Below are 17,285 nucleotides of genomic sequence, written 5' to 3' on the forward strand. Positions count from 1 at the left end.
AAAAACTTGAACTAGGTTCGACAGAGATGGCAAATCTGCTAGGTATGAATTCATTCGGATAATGTAAAATTCGTAATTGGGAAAACGAAGGGACTATGCAAGAACTGAATTTCAGGCAAAAAAAAAGCCACCTTGCGGTGACTTGATTTTCATACTAATGGTGCCGAAGGCCGGAATCGAACCGGCATGCCTCGCGGCGGTTGATTTTGAGTCAACTGCGTCTACCGATTTCGCCACTTCGGCACTGAAGTAGTATGCGGAGAACGAGGTGAATTATACCTAGCAATGATCCGCATGCAACTGTTATCCCACCAAGTTTAGTCTAAGTGTCGAAAAAAACGCCATCAACGCCGTTTTAGCAGCAAATAAACACTGATTAGGAGGAAAAGTATACTCGGTAACAGCGCACCGATGACCGGTGGAATGCTGTAAACCAAACTAAGTGGGCCAAAAATCTGATCCAGTACGTAGAAAACAAAGCCGAAGAAGATACCGGTAACCACCCGAACACCCATCGGTACACTACGTAATGGGCCAAAAATAAATGACAACGCCATTAGCATCATTACCGCGACTGAGAATGGTGCGAATATCTTGCCCCACATGTTCAACTCGTAACGGCTCGATTCCTGCCCACTTTGCCGCAGGTACTTACTGTAATCGTATAAACCACGAATGGAGAGCGAGTCGGGATTCATCGCAACCACCCCCAGTTTCTCTGGGGTCAGATTGGTCTTCCACTCGCCAGTCAAGGTCTGAGAGCCAGTCACTTGCTTAGGATTGGTAAGATCAGATTCATCAACCTGCGATAAACGCCAAATATTGTCGTCATAAGTGGCTGTTGCGGCGTAACGCACTGAAAGCAGGCGATCTTGTTTATCAAAATGGTAAATGTTAACCCCCGTCAGTTCATTGTCACCCGATACCCGCTGGATATAGATAAAGTCAGAACCGTCTTTCGCCCACAGACCCGATTGCGTTGATAAGAGTGAACCACCATACATCTGCTGAGCGCGGAAATTACGCGCCATCTGCTCACCTTGAGGCGCAACCCACTCGCCGATCGCCATTGTCAACAATACCAGCGGAATCGCGGTTTTCATCACCGACGCGGCAATTTGCATGCGGGTAAAACCTGATGCCTGCATCACCACCAGTTCACTGCGAGTCGCTAATGACCCAAGACCCAGCAATGCGCCTAATAGCGCCGCCATCGGGAAAAAGATCTCAATATCCTTAGGGATACTCAGTAGAGTGTACATGCCTGCGGAAACTGCTGAGTAGTCACCCTGCCCGACTTTACGTAGCTGATCGACAAACTTGATGATGCCAGAGAGCGATACCAGCATGAATAACGTCATCAAAATGGTATTGAGGATAGTCCGTCCGATATAACGGTCTAATACACCAAACATCAGGCAGCACCTCTCAATCGCGCACGTAACTTACGAGCCGGCAGGCCATCCCACAGGTTCAATACCACCGCAACCGCCAGATATGCACCGTTTACGGTCCACATCCAGACAAGTGGGTCCAGCTTGCCGTTACCTGCATTAGAGCGCAGGGAGCTTTGTAACAGGAAGAAAATCAAATACAGCAACATTGCCGGCAACATGCTCAGCACTCGCCCCTGACGTGGATTGACAACACTCAGTGGCACCACCAACAACGCCATGATAATCACCGATACAATCAGTGTCAGACGCCAATGAAACTCTGCGCGGGCATCGGGTTCATTTGCACGCCATAGCTGTTTCATAGTCATCTGTTCAGCCACATTGTTGTTTTGTTGCACTTCCTGATGGCCGATTATTGCTTGGTAATCAACAAAATCAGTGATGCGGAAATCGCGCAACAACGCGGTGCCTTCATAGCGGGTACCTTTGTTTAAAATAACCACTTGTGAGCCATCTGGTCGTTCGGTCATATGGCCGCTATCTGCTACAACCACAGAGGGGCGTTGGTTACCGTTTGGCCGCAATTGTGCCAAAAATACACGGTTAAACTCTTTGCCTGTCACATTACCGATAAATAAGGCTGAATTGCCATCGGTTGAAGACTTAAACTGCCCACCGGCCAAAGCGGCCAAACTTGGGTTAGCGCGGGCGTCGTTCAATACTTCATCTTGATGTTTAGAAGACCACGGACCAAGCCAGATGGTATTAACCGCCGCCAGAGCAGAAGTCACCAGCGCCAGAATCAATGCAGCCATTATGAGGGATTTTTTGCCCATGCCGCAGGCATGCATCACGGTGATTTCACTCTCCGTGTACAATTTGCCCAACGTCATCAGCAGGCCAAGGAATAAGCTCAATGGCAGGATAAGTTGTGCCATTTCCGGCACACCGAGCCCTAAAAGGGATAAAACCAGGTTTGTCGGTATTTCACCATCGACCGCAGCGCCTAATATCCGTACTAACTTCTGACTAAAGAAGATTAATAGCAGGATGAACAGAATCGCAATTTGGCTCTTAAGTGTTTCCCGTACCAGATATCTAATGATGATCACGCTAATACGCCTGTGAAAACTTGTCTTTTTGCAGGAAAATCGATAGTTTCATCGTTAATCCGCCATTTATTCTCATCATATGGCAACCTTCACAGCTAAAATAGTATTACAGCATCTAGCGTTTAGGTGTCCTATAGGAACATGCTTATAGTCGCCAAAACAAAACAACTTATGCCGTTAAGGTTAACACACGTCGTTAACACAACGGAGAGAGATCGTTGCGGAGCGCTACATTCTAGCGGTAGCTTCCGCCTTTGTCTTTAAGATTCAGGAGAGTGCATGGAGTTCAGTGTAAAGAGCGGCAGCCCGGAAAAACAGCGCAGTGCCTGTATTGTAGTCGGCGTTTTCGAACCTCGTCGTCTATCTCCAATTGCCGAACAACTCGACAAAATTAGTGATGGCTACATCAGCGCTTTATTGCGCCGTGGTGAACTTGAAGGCAAAGTCGGGCAGACGCTGTTACTGCACCATGTGCCGAATATTCTCTCCGAGCGCATCTTGTTAATTGGTTGTGGTAAAGAGCGTGAGCTTGATGAACGCCAGTACAAGCAAGTGATCCAGAAGACCATCAATACCCTTAATGACACCGGTTCAATGGAGGCAGTCTGCTTCCTGACTGAACTGCATGTTAAAGGCCGCAATACTTATTGGAAGGTGCGTCAGGCGGTAGAAACAGCCAAAGAAACGCTTTACACCTTCGATCAACTTAAAAGTAATAAAACCGAGCCTCGCCGCCCGTTGCGTAAAATGGTGTTCAATGTGCCAACCCGCCGCGAATTGACCAGCGGTGAGCGCGCAATACAGCACGGTCTGGCTGTGGCATCTGGTATCAAAGCCGCTAAAGACTTGGGCAATATGCCACCCAACATCTGTAACGCCGCGTATCTGGCGTCTCAGGCGCGCCAACTGGCCGATGCGTTTAGCACCAATATCATTACTCGCGTCATTGGTGAGCAGCAGATGAAAGAGCTGGGAATGCACTCTTATCTGGCTGTTGGCCATGGTTCGCAGAATGAATCATTAATGTCGGTGATAGAATATAAGGGTAATCCGAACCCTGACGCTAAGCCAATTGTGCTGGTAGGCAAGGGGCTGACCTTCGACTCTGGTGGTATTTCCATCAAACCGGCCGAAGGCATGGACGAGATGAAATACGACATGTGCGGTGCAGCAACCGTTTATGGCGTGATGCGGGTGGTGGCTGAGCTGCAATTGCCGTTGAACGTAATTGGTGTATTGGCGGGTTGTGAGAATATGCCGGGTGGCCGTGCTTATCGCCCTGGTGATATTCTAACCACCATGTCCGGCCAAACAGTCGAAGTGTTGAATACCGATGCTGAAGGCCGTTTGGTACTGTGCGATGCGCTGACCTACGTTGAGCGTTTTGATCCAGAACTGGTGATTGATATCGCTACACTGACCGGCGCGTGTGTGGTGGCATTAGGGCACCACATTACCGGTTTGATGTCGAATCATAATCCATTAGCTCATGAGCTGATTGGGGCGTCCGAACAAGCCGGTGACCGTGCATGGCGCTTGCCGCTGGGTGATGAATACGCCGAGCAACTGGACTCCAATTTTGCCGATATGGCAAATATTGGCGGCCGTGCTGGTGGAGCCATTACCGCAGGCTGCTTCTTGTCGCGCTTTACCCGTAAATATAGCTGGGCGCATCTGGATATCGCCGGCACTGCATGGCGTTCAGGCAAGAACAAAGGTGCAACAGGCCGTCCGGTCGCGTTGTTGTCTCAGTTCCTGCTAAATCGTGCAGGACTAAACGGCGACGATTAATCGTTTGATGTATTCCATTTGATATACACCCAAGCTCATTGGGGTTGCAGGTAGGCGGCAAACGAACTCATCCCGATGAGCTTACATCAGTAAGTGATTCGGGTGAGTGAGTGCAACCAACACCCCTGCGGCGTCAAGGACGAAGAGTGCTGAGAACCTATGAAAAACGCCACCTTCTACCTGCTCGAACACGACACGCCCGCCGGTGAACTACGTGCTCATGAGGCGTTGGCCTGCGAAGTTGCAGCTGTCCATTGGCGGGCGGGCAAACGGGTGCTAATCGCCTGTGAAAGTCAGGAACAGGCTCAGCGGCTGGATGAAGCCCTGTGGCAACGAGCACCAGACCAATTTGTGCCACACAATCTGGCCGGTGAAGGGCCAAAATATGGCGCGCCAGTCGAACTTGCCTGGCCGGAACGGCGCGGTAATTCACCCCGCGACCTGCTTATCAGCCTGCTGCCAGAGTTCGCAGGTTTTGCCACCGCTTTCCATGAAGTGGTAGACTTCGTCCCTTACGAAGAAAATTTGAAACAGTTGGCGCGCGACCGATATAAGTCTTATCGCAGCGTCGGCTTCCACTTGACTACGGCAACGCCGCCAACTAATTGAAATAAAAAGAAAATGGAAAACACACCTTCTAATATCGACAAAACTGAGCCGTCCCTCGATAAAACATACAGTCCGCAAGAAATCGAACAGCCGCTGTATGAACACTGGGAAAAACAGGGCTATTTCAAACCGAACGGCGATACCAGTAAAGAAAGCTATTGCATCATGATCCCGCCGCCAAACGTAACCGGCAGCCTGCATATGGGCCATGCTTTCCAGCAGACGATTATGGATACCTTGATTCGCTACCAGCGCATGCAGGGGAAAAATACCCTCTGGCAGGCGGGTACCGACCATGCCGGTATCGCAACCCAAATGGTGGTTGAGCGTAAGATTGCCGCAGAAGAAGGCAAAACCCGCCACGATTATGGCCGCGATGCGTTTATCGATAAAATCTGGCAGTGGAAAGGCGAGTCAGGCGGCACCATCACTCGCCAGATGCGCCGTCTGGGTAACTCTGTGGATTGGGAACGTGAGCGTTTCACCATGGACGATGGCCTGTCTAATGCAGTTAAAGAAGTGTTTGTTCGCCTGCACAAAGAAGATCTGATTTACCGTGGCAAACGCCTGGTGAATTGGGATCCAAAACTGCGCACCGCTATTTCTGATCTGGAAGTAGAAAACCGCGAATCCAAAGGTTCCATGTGGCATCTGCGTTATCCGCTAGCCGATGGTGCCAAAACCGCCGAAGGTAAAGATTATCTGGTGGTCGCCACCACTCGCCCGGAAACCGTATTGGGTGATACCGGTGTTGCAGTGAATCCGGAAGATCCGCGCTATAAAGATCTGATTGGTAAAGAAGTTTACCTGCCGTTAGTTGGCCGCCGTATTCCGATCCTCGGTGACGAACATGCCGATATGGAAAAAGGCACTGGTTGCGTGAAAATCACCCCAGCGCACGATTTTAATGACTATGAAGTAGGTAAACGTCACGCCCTGCCGATGATCAACATTCTGACTTTCGACGGTGATATCCGTGCTGAAGCTGAAGTGTTTGATACTAACGGTGAAGCTACCGATGCTTGCAGCGGTGTAATCCCAGAACAATTCCAGGGTCTGGAACGTTTTGCTGCCCGTAAAGCTGTCGTCGCTGAATTTGATAAACTTGGCCTGCTGGAAGAGGTTAAACCGCACGACCTGACGGTGCCTTATGGCGACCGTGGCGGCGTGGTTATCGAGCCGATGCTGACCGACCAATGGTATGTACGCACGGCACCGCTGGCTAAAGTTGCCATTGAAGCGGTAGAAAACGGTGAAATTCAGTTCGTGCCTAAGCAGTACGAAAACATGTATTACTCATGGATGCGCGACATTCAGGATTGGTGTATCTCTCGCCAACTGTGGTGGGGCCACCGTATTCCGGCCTGGTATGACGAGCAAGGTAAAGTGTACGTCGGCCGCGATGAAGCTGAAGTGCGCCGCGAAAACAATCTGGGCGCAGACGTGGCATTGCGTCAAGACGAAGACGTGCTGGATACCTGGTTCTCATCCGGTCTGTGGACATTCTCCACATTGGGCTGGCCTGAGCAAACCGATGCCTTGAAAACCTTCCACCCGACCAGTGTTGTGGTCAGTGGTTTCGACATTATTTTCTTCTGGATTGCCCGCATGATCATGATGACCATGCACTTTATGAAAGATGAAAATGGTAAACCGCAGGTGCCGTTTAAGACCGTCTATATGACCGGTCTTATTCGCGATGACGAAGGGCAGAAAATGTCCAAGTCGAAAGGTAACGTCATCGACCCACTGGATATGGTTGACGGTATTTCACTGGAAGAGTTGCTGGAAAAACGTACCGGTAACATGATGCAGCCACAGTTGGCGGAAAAAATCCGCAAGCGCACCGAGAAACAGTTCCCGAACGGTATTGAACCGCACGGCACTGATGCCCTGCGCTTTACGCTGGCAGCGCTGGCCTCTACCGGCCGTGATATCAACTGGGACATGAAACGCCTGGAAGGCTATCGTAACTTCTGTAATAAGCTGTGGAATGCTAGCCGTTTCGTGCTGATGAATACTGAAGGACAAGATTGCGGGCAGAACGGCGGCGAAATGGTGCTATCACTGGCTGACCGCTGGATTCTGGCGGAATTCAATCAGACCATCAAAGCCTACCGTGAAGCAATGGATACTTACCGCTTCGATCTAGCGGCGGGTATTTTGTATGAGTTTACCTGGAACCAGTTCTGTGACTGGTATCTGGAGCTGACCAAGCCGGTGATGAACAGTGGTTCTGATGCTGAACTGCGCGGTACCCGTCATACCCTGATTGAGGTGCTGGAAGCATTGCTGCGCCTGGCGCATCCAATCATTCCTTACATCACTGAAACTATCTGGCAGCGGGTTAAAACCCTGAAAGGCATTACAGCAGATACCATTATGCTACAACCTTTCCCAGAATATGATGCCAGCCAGGTAGATGAGAAAGCCCTGAGTGATTTGGAGTGGATCAAGCAAACCATCATTGCGGTGCGTAATATCCGTGCAGAGATGAACATCGCGCCAGGTAAGCCGCTGGAAGTCATACTGCGTGGAGCCAGTGCTGAAGCTCAGCGCCGTGTGTTGGAAAACCAGAGTTTCATCCAGTCGCTGGCACGCTTGTCCTCTCTCACTCTGCTCGCTGATGGTGATAAAGGCCCGGTGTCGGTGACCAAACTGGTTGAAGGCGCAGAAGTGCTGATTCCAATGGCGGGCTTGATCGATAAAGCTACTGAGCTGGATCGCTTGGCTAAGGAAGTCGCAAAACTGGAAGCCGAGATTGAGCGTATCGAAAGCAAACTGGGTAACGAAGGCTTTGTGGCGCGCGCACCTGAAGCGGTAGTTGCCAAAGAGCGTGAAAGAATGGCGGCCTGTGCTGAAGCCAAACAAAAGTTAATTGAACAGCAGGCAGTCATCGCTGCTCTGTAATTAACCCGAGTCCCGACAGCCTGATAAGAACAGCGAGCTAATTATTTAGCCGCTGTTTTTTTATCATTACATTCATTCAGTGTCATACCATAAATAATCCGAGTTGTAGGAAGACGGCAAGCGAGAGACAAATCGGTCGGGAACCGATTTGAACAGCATTTATGCTAGCTCGCAGGATGAGCCTCATTCATCCCGATGAGCTTACTGGTAGTAAGTGATTCGGGTTATTGAGTGCAACCAACGCACATACAGCTTGAAGTATGACGGGTATAGATGGTATTACAGATTATTACTATGTTATTACCCATTGGTTTATAGAGTAATACGCCATGACCACTGCCACACCGATCCGTCTGCTGGTGCGCCCTATCACCGTCGCAGACAATCTCGCTATCGCCAATGTTATCCGTGATGTTTCGGCTGAATTCGGCTTGACCGCAGATAAAGGCTATACCGTATCTGATCCTAATCTGGATCACTTGTTTGAGCTATATAGTCAGCCACGTAGCGCTTATTGGGTGATCGAGGTCGACGGTAATATCGCTGGCGGCGGCGGCGTAGCACCGTTGTCAGGTGGCGAAGCCGATCTGTGTGAATTGCAGAAAATGTATTTCCTGCCCATATTACGCGGTAAAGGTTTGGCAAAACAGTTAGCGTTACAAGCGTTGGCGTTTGCTCGTCAGCAGGGTTTTGGTCGCTGCTATCTGGAAACCACTGCCAGCCTGACCAGCGCCATTGGCTTATATGAGAAACTGGGTTTTGAGCATATTGACTGTTCGATGGGCAATACCGGCCATGTGGACTGCGAAGTGACGATGCTAAAAAAACTGTGATTATTCAGGGCGCATCAAGCGCCCTGATAGTATTAGCTGGAAAATGCCGCTAACGCGGCTATAGCGCCAAGAGCAAAGGGGATTCCTCAAAGTCATTGGCACTACAGCAAGACAGCAAACGAGCAAATCCCGATGAGCTGACTCAAGTCAGTGATTCGGGTGAGTAAGAGCCACTAACACCGCTATAGCATCAAGCACCAAGGCAATTACCCAAAGTCATTGGCGCTATAGCAAGGCAGCAAACGAGCAAATCCCGATGAGCTGACTCAAGTCAGTGATTCGGGTGAGTGAGTGCAGCTAACACCGCTATAGCGTCAAGGACGAAGGGTAATTTAGTGGCGCTTACCGTCGTCGTCTTCGTCCACCAACTCTTCACCGTCGAAATCACCGTCTTCGTCATCTTCGGCGTTCGGGTCTTCGTAGTAGGTGCCCCAACCATCGTAGTTAACGCCACAGGTTTCGGCCAGTGCAATCAGTTGTTCAACCTGTGCATCAATGATTTCAGCATTTAGTGCAACTTCACTGATCACGTCACAACACATCACTAATGAGCCATCTTCCACTTCCAGCTCTTCAGCATCTGTCACTTCATAACCCAGCTTGAATGCTTCAACGGCAGCCTTCTCCAACACGTCGAACTTCTCAGCGGAAAGGTGATGTTCAATGGTGTATAGCGCATCTGGGTCACTGCCATCGTCTAGCAGTTCTTCGATGATCAGGCGGGTCTCGTCACGTTGTTCGTCCAGCATTTCGCGGTTTGCCATGCCTTTATCCTCAGTCAATGGGCTTTGTATGATGCTATTTTCCCACACCCACGCTAATGCCTCCACTATAAACGAGAAAGATTTATTGATTAGGGTTGTAATTGAATATTTATACGTATAAATTGAATTTAAATTCACATTGAAGTTCAATTAATCCCCCCAATAATTGGTGTTGTAGCCAGACAGCAAATATGAAGGGCAAATGGAGATGAACAGATGAGTCAGTTCTATAAACGTCACTTTCTAAGGTTACTGGATTTTACCCCCACCGAGATTACGGCCCTGCTGGACCTAGCTGCTGAACTCAAGCAAGCCAAGAAATCAGGCTGTGAGCAGCAAAAATTAGCAGGTAAGAATATCGCGCTCATCTTCGAAAAAGACTCAACTCGTACCCGATGCTCTTTCGAAGTTGCCGCATATGATCAAGGTGCTCGCGTGACTTACCTCGGCCCAGGTGGGAGCCAAATTGGGCATAAAGAATCAATTAAAGATACCGCCAGAGTGCTAGGCCGCATGTATGACGGTATCCAATATCGCGGTCACGGGCAACAAATCGTTGAAACGTTGGCCGAATTTGCCGGCGTCCCGGTATGGAATGGTCTGACAAATGAATTCCATCCAACCCAGCTACTGGCTGATTTGCTGACCATGCAAGAACATTTGCCGGGTAAGGCGCTGAGTGAAATGAAATTTGCCTATCTTGGAGATGCACGTAACAACATGGGTAACACCATGCTGGAGGCGGCGGCGCTGGTCGGGATGGATCTACGCCTGGTTGCACCAAAAGCATGTTGGCCAGAGGCCAGTCTGGTGGCGGCTTGTCGGGCGCAGGCACAGAAAACGGGCGGAAAAATCACACTGACAGAAGATATTGCCGAAGGGGTAAAAGGCGCTGATTTCCTGTACACCGATGTTTGGGTGTCAATGGGTGAGCCGAAAGAGGTGTGGCAAGAACGTGTTGCCTTACTGAAACCTTATCAGGTCAATATGGAGGTGGTAAAACTCACTGGTAACCCGCAGGTCAAATTCCTGCACTGCCTGCCTGCGTTCCACGATGACCAAACTACCGTGGGCAAACAAATGGCCGAACAGTATGATTTTCCGGGGGGAATGGAGGTTACCGAAGAGGTGTTTGAATCTGCTCACAGCATCGTATTTGATCAAGCAGAAAACCGCCTGCATACCATCAAAGCAGTGATGGTCGCGACATTGGGTCAAGACTAAACATAACAGGGCCGATCATCTGATGTGTCGGCTTTTAATTATTTTCACATCTAATCAATAAGCGTTATTGGCGCAAGCAGATTGAGTGCGGACAGCGCGCAGCCAACGGAGCATACACGGAGTATGTGACGGCGGCGAGCACTGCCCGAAGTTCAAGCTGACAAGTGAAATAGCTTATTTTACAGATATCTTCACAACAGCTTTACGCACATTAGCCGGTTCCCCCACCGCACACAGTGGTTTATGCACTTCACCTGGGTAGAACACCACAAAATCACCGGTCTGCATGACAAACTGCTTCTCATCAACACCCGCCGGTAAAAAAGCGATGTCTTTGTCCGCTAACCAGTCAGTGTCCGGCTTACCGGCAGGCTGATTACTGAACGTCATCCCCTCGACGCCCGCCAAAACAATCTGAATATCCAGATACTTAGCGTGATATTCCGCACGGCGATTTTCCAGATAATCCGTGCAGTCATTGGAGATCAATACGAATAGATTATTACCATCAATATCATGCTTACCCAATGGGGTTTCTGCGGTGATATGGCTCTTCACATACTCAATAGCTTCTTTTAATTGTGCAGGCAGATAAGGCAACAATTCCAAATGATGAATATTTCCGGTAATCATGGCTTTCCCTTTCGTGTAAATAAAATGAAATAACGTTTCATTATAACCAGTTCACTGTTCATTTAGTGGGAAGTGTTTAACATTTATTAATCTGGAATAAAGATTGTGCTGCTGCTGGGCGAATTAATAATCATTACGTTTTTGTAATATTTTTTTATCACTAATTGTTATAACAAATAACTGTTGAGACTTTGACCACAGACAGTAAAGCCATTATCGTGAGAAACTGCGATGAAATAGTCGAAAAAACAATAATTTCCTAGCGATGTTAACTATCTATACTTGCTATTAACGCGAAAAACATTCGTGGTTGTAGCCCATTTCGGGGAGTCACAATGAAAGCTAAAATTCTGTCATTATTGGTTTTGACAGCACTATCTGGCGGTGCATTGGCAGCAACGCCACCAGATACTCTGGTCGTAGTACAATCCCTGGATGATATCGTCAGCCTTGATCCGGCTGAAAGTAATGAACTGTCGAGTATTCAAACGGTTCCAAGTCTCTACCAGCGGCTGGTACAGGCTGATCGTGATGATCCGGCAAAAGTGGTGCCGATCCTTGCTGAAAGTTGGCAAGGTGATGCCGCAGCCAAAACCCTTACCGTGAAATTACGTCCGCAGGCTGAATTTGCTTCTGGTAATCCAGTGCAGGCCGATGACGTGATTTACTCCTTTACCCGTGCGATAAAAATGAACCGTTCACCGGCTTTCATCCTTAACGTACTGGGCTGGGATGCTAGCAACATCGATCAACATCTGAAAAAGATTGATAACAAGACCGTTCAACTGAGCTGGAGCGCTGATGTCAGCCCAGCGGTTGCTCTGAATATCTTATCAACCCCAATCGCCTCAATTGTTGATAAGAAAGCCGTCACCGCCAATGTTAAAGAAAACGACTATGGTAATGCCTGGCTGAAAATGCATTCCGCCGGTAGTGGTCCGTTCAAAATGCGGGTATATCAGCCGCACCAAGCCATCGTGCTGGATGCCAACCCGACATCTCCGGGTGATAAACCGCTGATTAAAAATATTATTATCAAGAACGTACCGGACCCAAGTGCCCGCCGCCTGCTTATTCAGCAGGGTGATGCCGATATTGCCCGTGAATTGGGACCAGATCAGACCGCCGCGCTGAAAACACAAGCTGGCGTTAAGGTGGTTGAGATCCCTTCAGCGGAACAAAACTATTTGGTATTCAACACCGCCAACCCTGCTAACCCACTATTGAGCAAACCTGAATTTTGGCTCGCTTCACGCTATTTGGTTGATTATGAAGGAATTACCAAAGATCTGCTGAAAGGCCAATATTTCGTGCATCAAAGTTTCCTGCCGGTCGGTTTACCAGGTGCTCTCGAAAGCAATCCATTCACCTTTGATCCGGCTAAAGCTAAAGAGATTTTGGCCAAAGCAGGCATTAAAGATGCCACATTGACACTGGATGTTGAGAACAAACCTCCGTTTATCACTATCGCTCAGTCGTTACAGGCAAGCTTTGCCCAAGGTGGCGTGAAACTGGTGTTACTGCCAGCAGCAGGCAGCCAAGTATATGGTCGAGTCCGCGCTAAACAACATCAGTCAGCTATCCGCTTGTGGATCCCGGATTACTTTGATGCACACTCCAATGCCAGCGCCTTTGCCTATAACGACGGCAAGAGCAGCACTGTTGCCGGTTTAAACGGTTGGGTTATTCCTGAGCTGAATAAACAAACACTGGCCGCCGTCGCAGAAGCCGATCCGGCGAAACGCACTGCGCTCTATACCCAGTTACAACAAGAGCTGCAACAGAACTCGCCTTATATCTTTATTGATCAAGCCAAAGCACAAGTTGTGCTGCGCGATAACGTAAAAGGCTACCAGCAAGGTCTGAATGCGGATATGGTCTATTATGACCGTGTCAGCAAATAGCCTATTCCCTGCGTACTTGAAGTTGCAGGGTTGTTAGCTGCGTGAACTTACCCGAATCACTTACCAGTGTAAGCTCATCGGGACTCGTTCACTTGCCGCCTACCTGTAACGCCAAGTTCTTGGGCATAGCTGGTTGATATATTGATAAATTTATTTGTGAAATAGTGAGTTGCTAGTCGATGTCTGTAGCACTAAATAATACGCCGGGAACCCAATCCCGGCGTCGTCTTTGGGGGTTTTTACAGGGTTTATTTACCCTGGCCCTGACCTTATTCGGTCTGCTGGTAATTACCTTTTTCCTGTCGGCGCTGTCGCCGGTAGATAGGGTATTACAAATCGTGGGGGACCACGCCAGTGAGGCTACCTATCAGCAAGTTAAACACCAACTTGGGCTGGATCAGCCATTAGCCGTACAGTTCTGGCACTATTTGGTGCGGCTGCTGCATGGCGATCTGGGTACTGCCAGTGCCAGCGGCCAACCGGTGTTACAGGATCTGCTGACAGTTTTCCCTGCCTCGTTAGAATTGGCCACCTTGTCATTAGTGATTGGCGCAGCACTGGGGGTTATCCTCGGCTTGTTGTGCGCCCGCTGGGCAGGCAGCAAGCTGGATGCCACGATTCGCTTTATCACCCTGCTGGGTAACTCGGTACCTATATTTTGGCTTGGCCTGCTGATGTTGCTGTTGTTTTATGCGCGCCTGCAATGGAACCCAGGCCCCGGCCGCCTTGACGATATTTATCAATATACAGTGGAAGCGAAGACGGGGTTTGCGCTGATCGACACCTGGCGCTCCGATGATGCTGGTGCCTTTAGTAATGCCATCGCCCATTTAATTTTGCCGGTTTCCCTGCTTTCTTATTATGCCCTAGCCAGTATCACCCGCCTGACCCGCTCAGCCTGTCTGAGCGAGTTGAATAAAGAGTACATTACATTGGCGCGAGCGAAAGGCGCGGGCGAAATGCGAATTCTGCTGACGCATGTACTACCCAATATCCGTGGCACATTACTGACCGTGATTGCGCTGGCCTATACCAGTATGTTGGAAGGCGCGGTGTTAACCGAAACCGTTTTTGCCTGGCCGGGTATTGGCCGTTACCTGACCAGCGCACTATTTGCTGGCGATACCACCGCGATTATGGGCGGGACACTGCTGCTAGGTATCTGCTTTATTTTGATTAACAATGTGACGGATCTGCTGGTCCGCCTGCTGGATCCGAGAACGCGTTGATATGTCGATGATAACCTTCTGCCACGCGCTAAAGCGTTCCCCCTCCACCAGCATTGGGCTGTTTATTCTCTCCTCGCTGGTGATCATTGCGATTTTCGCTCCGTGGTTAGCGCCACAAGATCCCAACTGGCAAAACGCAGCCGACCGTTTATTACCGCCAGGTGCACACCACTGGCTCGGTACTGATAGTTATGGCCGCGATATGCTGTCGCGCCTGATTTACGGCACCCGCCCAACCTTAGGGCTGGTACTGCTGGTTACCGTGATCACGCTACCATTGGGGTTGCTGGTCGGCGTGCTGTCCGGCTATTACGGTGGCTGGCTCGAACGCATTTTGATGCGCATCACTGATGTAGTGATGTCGATGCCACGGCTGATTCTGGCCTTTGCCTTCGTGGCGATGCTCGGCCCCGGTTTGATTAACGGTGCATTGGCATTGGCGCTGACTACCTGGCCGGCCTATGCCCGTCAGGCCAGAGCCGAGATCCAATTATTGCGCAAAAGTGATTATCTGGCCGCCGCTGAAATGATGGGAATTAAAGGTCTTCGGCTGTTGTGGGGCCATATTTTACCCATGTGTCTCCCCTCGGCGGTGGTGCGTCTGGCGCTGGATTTAGCTGGCATTATTTTGGCCGCTGCCGGGTTAGGTTTCCTCGGGCTAGGAGCCAGACCGCCCATGTCCGAATGGGGATCAATGGTTGCCGACGGAATGCAGGTTATCTTCGATCAATGGTGGATCGCCGCGATTCCAGGCTGCGCCATTTTGCTCAGCAGCATGGCTTTTAATCTGTTAGGCGATGGCCTGCGCGATATTTTGGACCCTCACCATGACTGATAAAATTTTCGCCGTTGAAGGCTTGAGTGTCGACTTTAAACAACAGCGGGTGGTGGATAATATCTCCTTCCAGCTCGGCCATGAGCGCGTAGCACTGGTCGGTGAATCCGGTTCCGGTAAATCCATTACTGCCAGAGCACTGATGGGGTTAGTTCGCTCACCGGGCAAAGTCAGCGCCAAAAAGCTGAGTTATTACTCTGACAATACCGATGAACAAGGAAATCCCGGTAAGATCGTCGAACACGATTTGACATCCCTTAAGCCGAAACAGTGGGGGGCGTTACGTGGCAGTGAAATTGCTATGGTGCTGCAAGATCCCCGCTACGCACTGAATCCGGTGCGAACCGTGGGTAAGCAAATTGAAGAATCCCTGCTGTTACATAATGCTCTTTCAGGGGCCGATGCTCATGAACGAGTATTAAATGCACTGGCCGCCGTCGGGCTGAATGAAGGTGCTTACCACAGCTATCCTGGTCAACTCTCCGGCGGAATGGGCCAGAGGGCAATGTTAGCTATAGCGTTGGTGAATAACCCACGAGTATTAATTGCCGACGAACCAACATCAGCCTTGGATGCCAAACTGCGTAATCAAATTCTTGAATTGATTGTTGAACAAACCGAGCAGCGCAATATGAGTTTACTGTTAATAAGCCACGATTTGCCGTTGGTCGCTGAGCATTGCCATCGCGTGCTGGTGATGTATCAAGGGAAACTGGTCGATCAAGGGGCGGCGGCAGATTTGCCTTATTCAACTCATCCTTATACCCATACGTTATGGGCCTGCCGTCCGAATGCCGGTACCTATGGCACTGACTTGCCAGTATTAGATCGCAGCGCTGATTTCTCTGGAGGTTCCCATGGCACTGATTGAAGTCAATAATCTCCGGGTCAGTTTTCCGCAGAGAAATCAGGTGAAAACCGCAGTTGAATCAGTAAGCTTTGCGGTTGAAGCGGGTGAAACCTTCAGCCTGATCGGCGCATCCGGTTGTGGTAAATCTACAGTATTACGTACTTTGGCCGGTCTACAGCGAGAATGGCAAGGAGAGATAACCTTGCTGGGTACGCCGTTACGGCCAGGGCAACGTTTCACCGGCCAACTGCGTAAAGATGTGCAGATGGTGTTTCAAGACCCCTATGCCTCGCTGCACCCTCAGCATAATATTCAACGCACATTGGGTGAGCCATTACAGATTCACGGTGAAAAGAATATCCAGCAGCGAATTGTAAGTGCATTAGAGCAAGTAGGTCTGCCTGCTTCTGCCGCCCAGCGTTACCCTCATCAGTTCTCTGGCGGCCAGCGCCAACGCATTGCTATTGCCCGCGCCTTGCTGCTGCGCCCTAAACTGTTGTTGTTGGATGAACCTACTTCAGCATTAGATATGTCGGTTCAGGCGGAAATCCTCAATTTGCTCAATCACTTGAAACGCGAACATGGCATGACGTATTTATTGGTCAGCCACGACAGCGATGTGGTGGCCCATATGTCTGAACGTGCGGCCCTGATGGAGAGCGGGAAGATAGTAAGAGAGTTTGCCCGGCGGGATTTAGAGCTGGCTGAGCATTTTATGGGATAGCGTTTTGCCGTTCACTCGAGGGTTAAGTTTTGGTTTATAGAATAGATCGGATCACTGTTTCGGTTGATTCGGTGCTCGGATTCGGTTGTTATAACTTTACGGCTAACCTAACCCTAGTCGCCTCAACCGCCAAAGGGGGCGGGCGCGCCCCCTTGTGGAATCCCGCGCTTGCGCGAAATATTGTGGCTTCGCCATGCCCTCCGGCCGCTTGCAGGCTAATCGAACCGGGGCCGACTCGCTCCCAGCTCGACAGCCCCTTTCGCCGCGTCCATGCGGCTCATTCGGCCTGCAATCTTTGTCGGCAATATTCCTGATTGCGCCCAACGTCAAAATCAAAACCTTTTCTTTAGGTTTTGATGTTTAAAAGCACATTTGAGCCGCCGAGTGAAGAGAGTAGGCAAGGCAACCCGCCAAGGACGGCGGGTTGAGGCGTCATGAGCAGGGACGCGAATAAAGCCGTCCGTTAGCCG

14 protein-coding genes and 1 tRNA gene are annotated in these 17,285 nt (G+C 49.9%); 10 read left to right on the forward strand and 5 right to left on the reverse strand.

The window, feature by feature from the left end; translation table 11 throughout:
• Window positions 1-158: 158 nt before the first annotated feature.
• From V1955_RS19365 to lptF, 3 genes are all read right to left on the reverse strand, one after another.
• A tRNA-Leu gene (locus V1955_RS19365) sits at window positions 159-243 on the reverse strand.
• 101 nt (window positions 244-344) lie between these two features.
• Complete coding sequence (gene lptG, locus V1955_RS19370; protein WP_083160821.1) at window positions 345-1,415, reverse strand: LPS export ABC transporter permease LptG; 1,071 nt, start codon at window positions 1,413-1,415, stop codon at window positions 345-347.
• Window positions 1,415-2,509 carry an LPS export ABC transporter permease LptF gene (gene lptF, locus V1955_RS19375; RefSeq protein WP_083160822.1) on the reverse strand — a complete coding sequence of 365 codons (1,095 nt, stop codon included), beginning with the start codon at window positions 2,507-2,509 and terminating at the stop codon, window positions 1,415-1,417. The genes lptG and lptF overlap by 1 nt, the downstream gene beginning before the upstream one ends.
• Window positions 2,510-2,788: 279 nt before the next feature.
• On the opposite strand from lptF, the gene pepA reads away from it, so the two are divergent.
• The 4 genes from pepA (at window position 2,789) to V1955_RS19395 (ending at window position 8,652) form a co-directional block, all read left to right on the forward strand.
• A complete protein-coding gene (gene pepA / locus V1955_RS19380) occupies window positions 2,789-4,300 on the forward strand; it encodes a leucyl aminopeptidase (protein WP_005186600.1) in 1,512 nt (503 codons plus the stop codon).
• 159 nt (window positions 4,301-4,459) lie between these two features.
• Window positions 4,460-4,909, forward strand: a complete 450-nt coding sequence (locus V1955_RS19385; protein WP_004704882.1) for a DNA polymerase III subunit chi — start codon at window positions 4,460-4,462, stop codon at window positions 4,907-4,909.
• Between the two features lie 12 nt (window positions 4,910-4,921).
• Window positions 4,922-7,819: a valine--tRNA ligase gene (locus V1955_RS19390; RefSeq protein WP_372568595.1), complete on the forward strand. Its 2,898-nt coding sequence runs from the start codon at window positions 4,922-4,924 to the stop codon at window positions 7,817-7,819.
• A gap of 329 nt (window positions 7,820-8,148) precedes the next feature.
• A complete protein-coding gene (locus V1955_RS19395; RefSeq protein ID WP_005186590.1) occupies window positions 8,149-8,652 on the forward strand; it encodes a GNAT family N-acetyltransferase in 504 nt (167 codons plus the stop codon).
• Window positions 8,653-8,984: 332 nt separating this feature from the next.
• Here V1955_RS19395 and rraB read toward each other — a convergent pair whose 3' ends face one another.
• Window positions 8,985-9,416, reverse strand: coding sequence for a ribonuclease E inhibitor RraB (gene rraB / locus V1955_RS19400; protein WP_083160826.1), 432 nt, complete (start codon window positions 9,414-9,416; stop codon window positions 8,985-8,987).
• A gap of 216 nt (window positions 9,417-9,632) precedes the next feature.
• Here rraB and argF point away from each other — a divergent pair, with 216 nt between their 5' ends.
• Complete coding sequence (argF, locus tag V1955_RS19405) at window positions 9,633-10,640, forward strand: ornithine carbamoyltransferase (RefSeq protein ID WP_442821302.1); 1,008 nt, start codon at window positions 9,633-9,635, stop codon at window positions 10,638-10,640.
• A 174-nt stretch (window positions 10,641-10,814) separates the two neighbouring features.
• Here argF and V1955_RS19410 read toward each other — a convergent pair whose 3' ends face one another.
• The gene (locus tag V1955_RS19410; protein ID WP_083160830.1) at window positions 10,815-11,273 is read right to left on the reverse strand and encodes a YhcH/YjgK/YiaL family protein; all 459 of its coding nucleotides are present in this window, start codon (window positions 11,271-11,273) and stop codon (window positions 10,815-10,817) included.
• Between the two features lie 335 nt (window positions 11,274-11,608).
• On the opposite strand from V1955_RS19410, the gene V1955_RS19415 reads away from it, so the two are divergent.
• The 5 genes from V1955_RS19415 (at window position 11,609) to V1955_RS19435 (ending at window position 16,815) form a co-directional block, all read left to right on the forward strand.
• Complete coding sequence (locus V1955_RS19415) at window positions 11,609-13,177, forward strand: ABC transporter substrate-binding protein (RefSeq protein ID WP_083160832.1); 1,569 nt, start codon at window positions 11,609-11,611, stop codon at window positions 13,175-13,177.
• 179 nt (window positions 13,178-13,356) lie between these two features.
• On the forward strand, window positions 13,357-14,406 hold the full coding sequence (locus tag V1955_RS19420; protein WP_442821303.1) for an ABC transporter permease: 1,050 nt from the start codon (window positions 13,357-13,359) through the stop codon (window positions 14,404-14,406).
• 1 nt (window position 14,407) lies between these two features.
• Complete coding sequence (locus V1955_RS19425; protein WP_005186584.1) at window positions 14,408-15,241, forward strand: ABC transporter permease; 834 nt, start codon at window positions 14,408-14,410, stop codon at window positions 15,239-15,241.
• Window positions 15,234-16,112: an ABC transporter ATP-binding protein gene (locus V1955_RS19430; RefSeq protein ID WP_372557868.1), complete on the forward strand. Its 879-nt coding sequence runs from the start codon at window positions 15,234-15,236 to the stop codon at window positions 16,110-16,112. The genes V1955_RS19425 and V1955_RS19430 overlap by 8 nt, the downstream gene beginning before the upstream one ends.
• Complete coding sequence (locus tag V1955_RS19435) at window positions 16,099-16,815, forward strand: ABC transporter ATP-binding protein (protein ID WP_083160838.1); 717 nt, start codon at window positions 16,099-16,101, stop codon at window positions 16,813-16,815. The genes V1955_RS19430 and V1955_RS19435 overlap by 14 nt, the downstream gene beginning before the upstream one ends.
• Window positions 16,816-17,285 lie beyond the last annotated feature (470 nt).

Source organism: Yersinia sp. 2545 StPb PI (assembly GCF_052217125.1).
Lineage (GTDB): Bacteria > Pseudomonadota > Gammaproteobacteria > Enterobacterales > Enterobacteriaceae > Yersinia > Yersinia enterocolitica_E.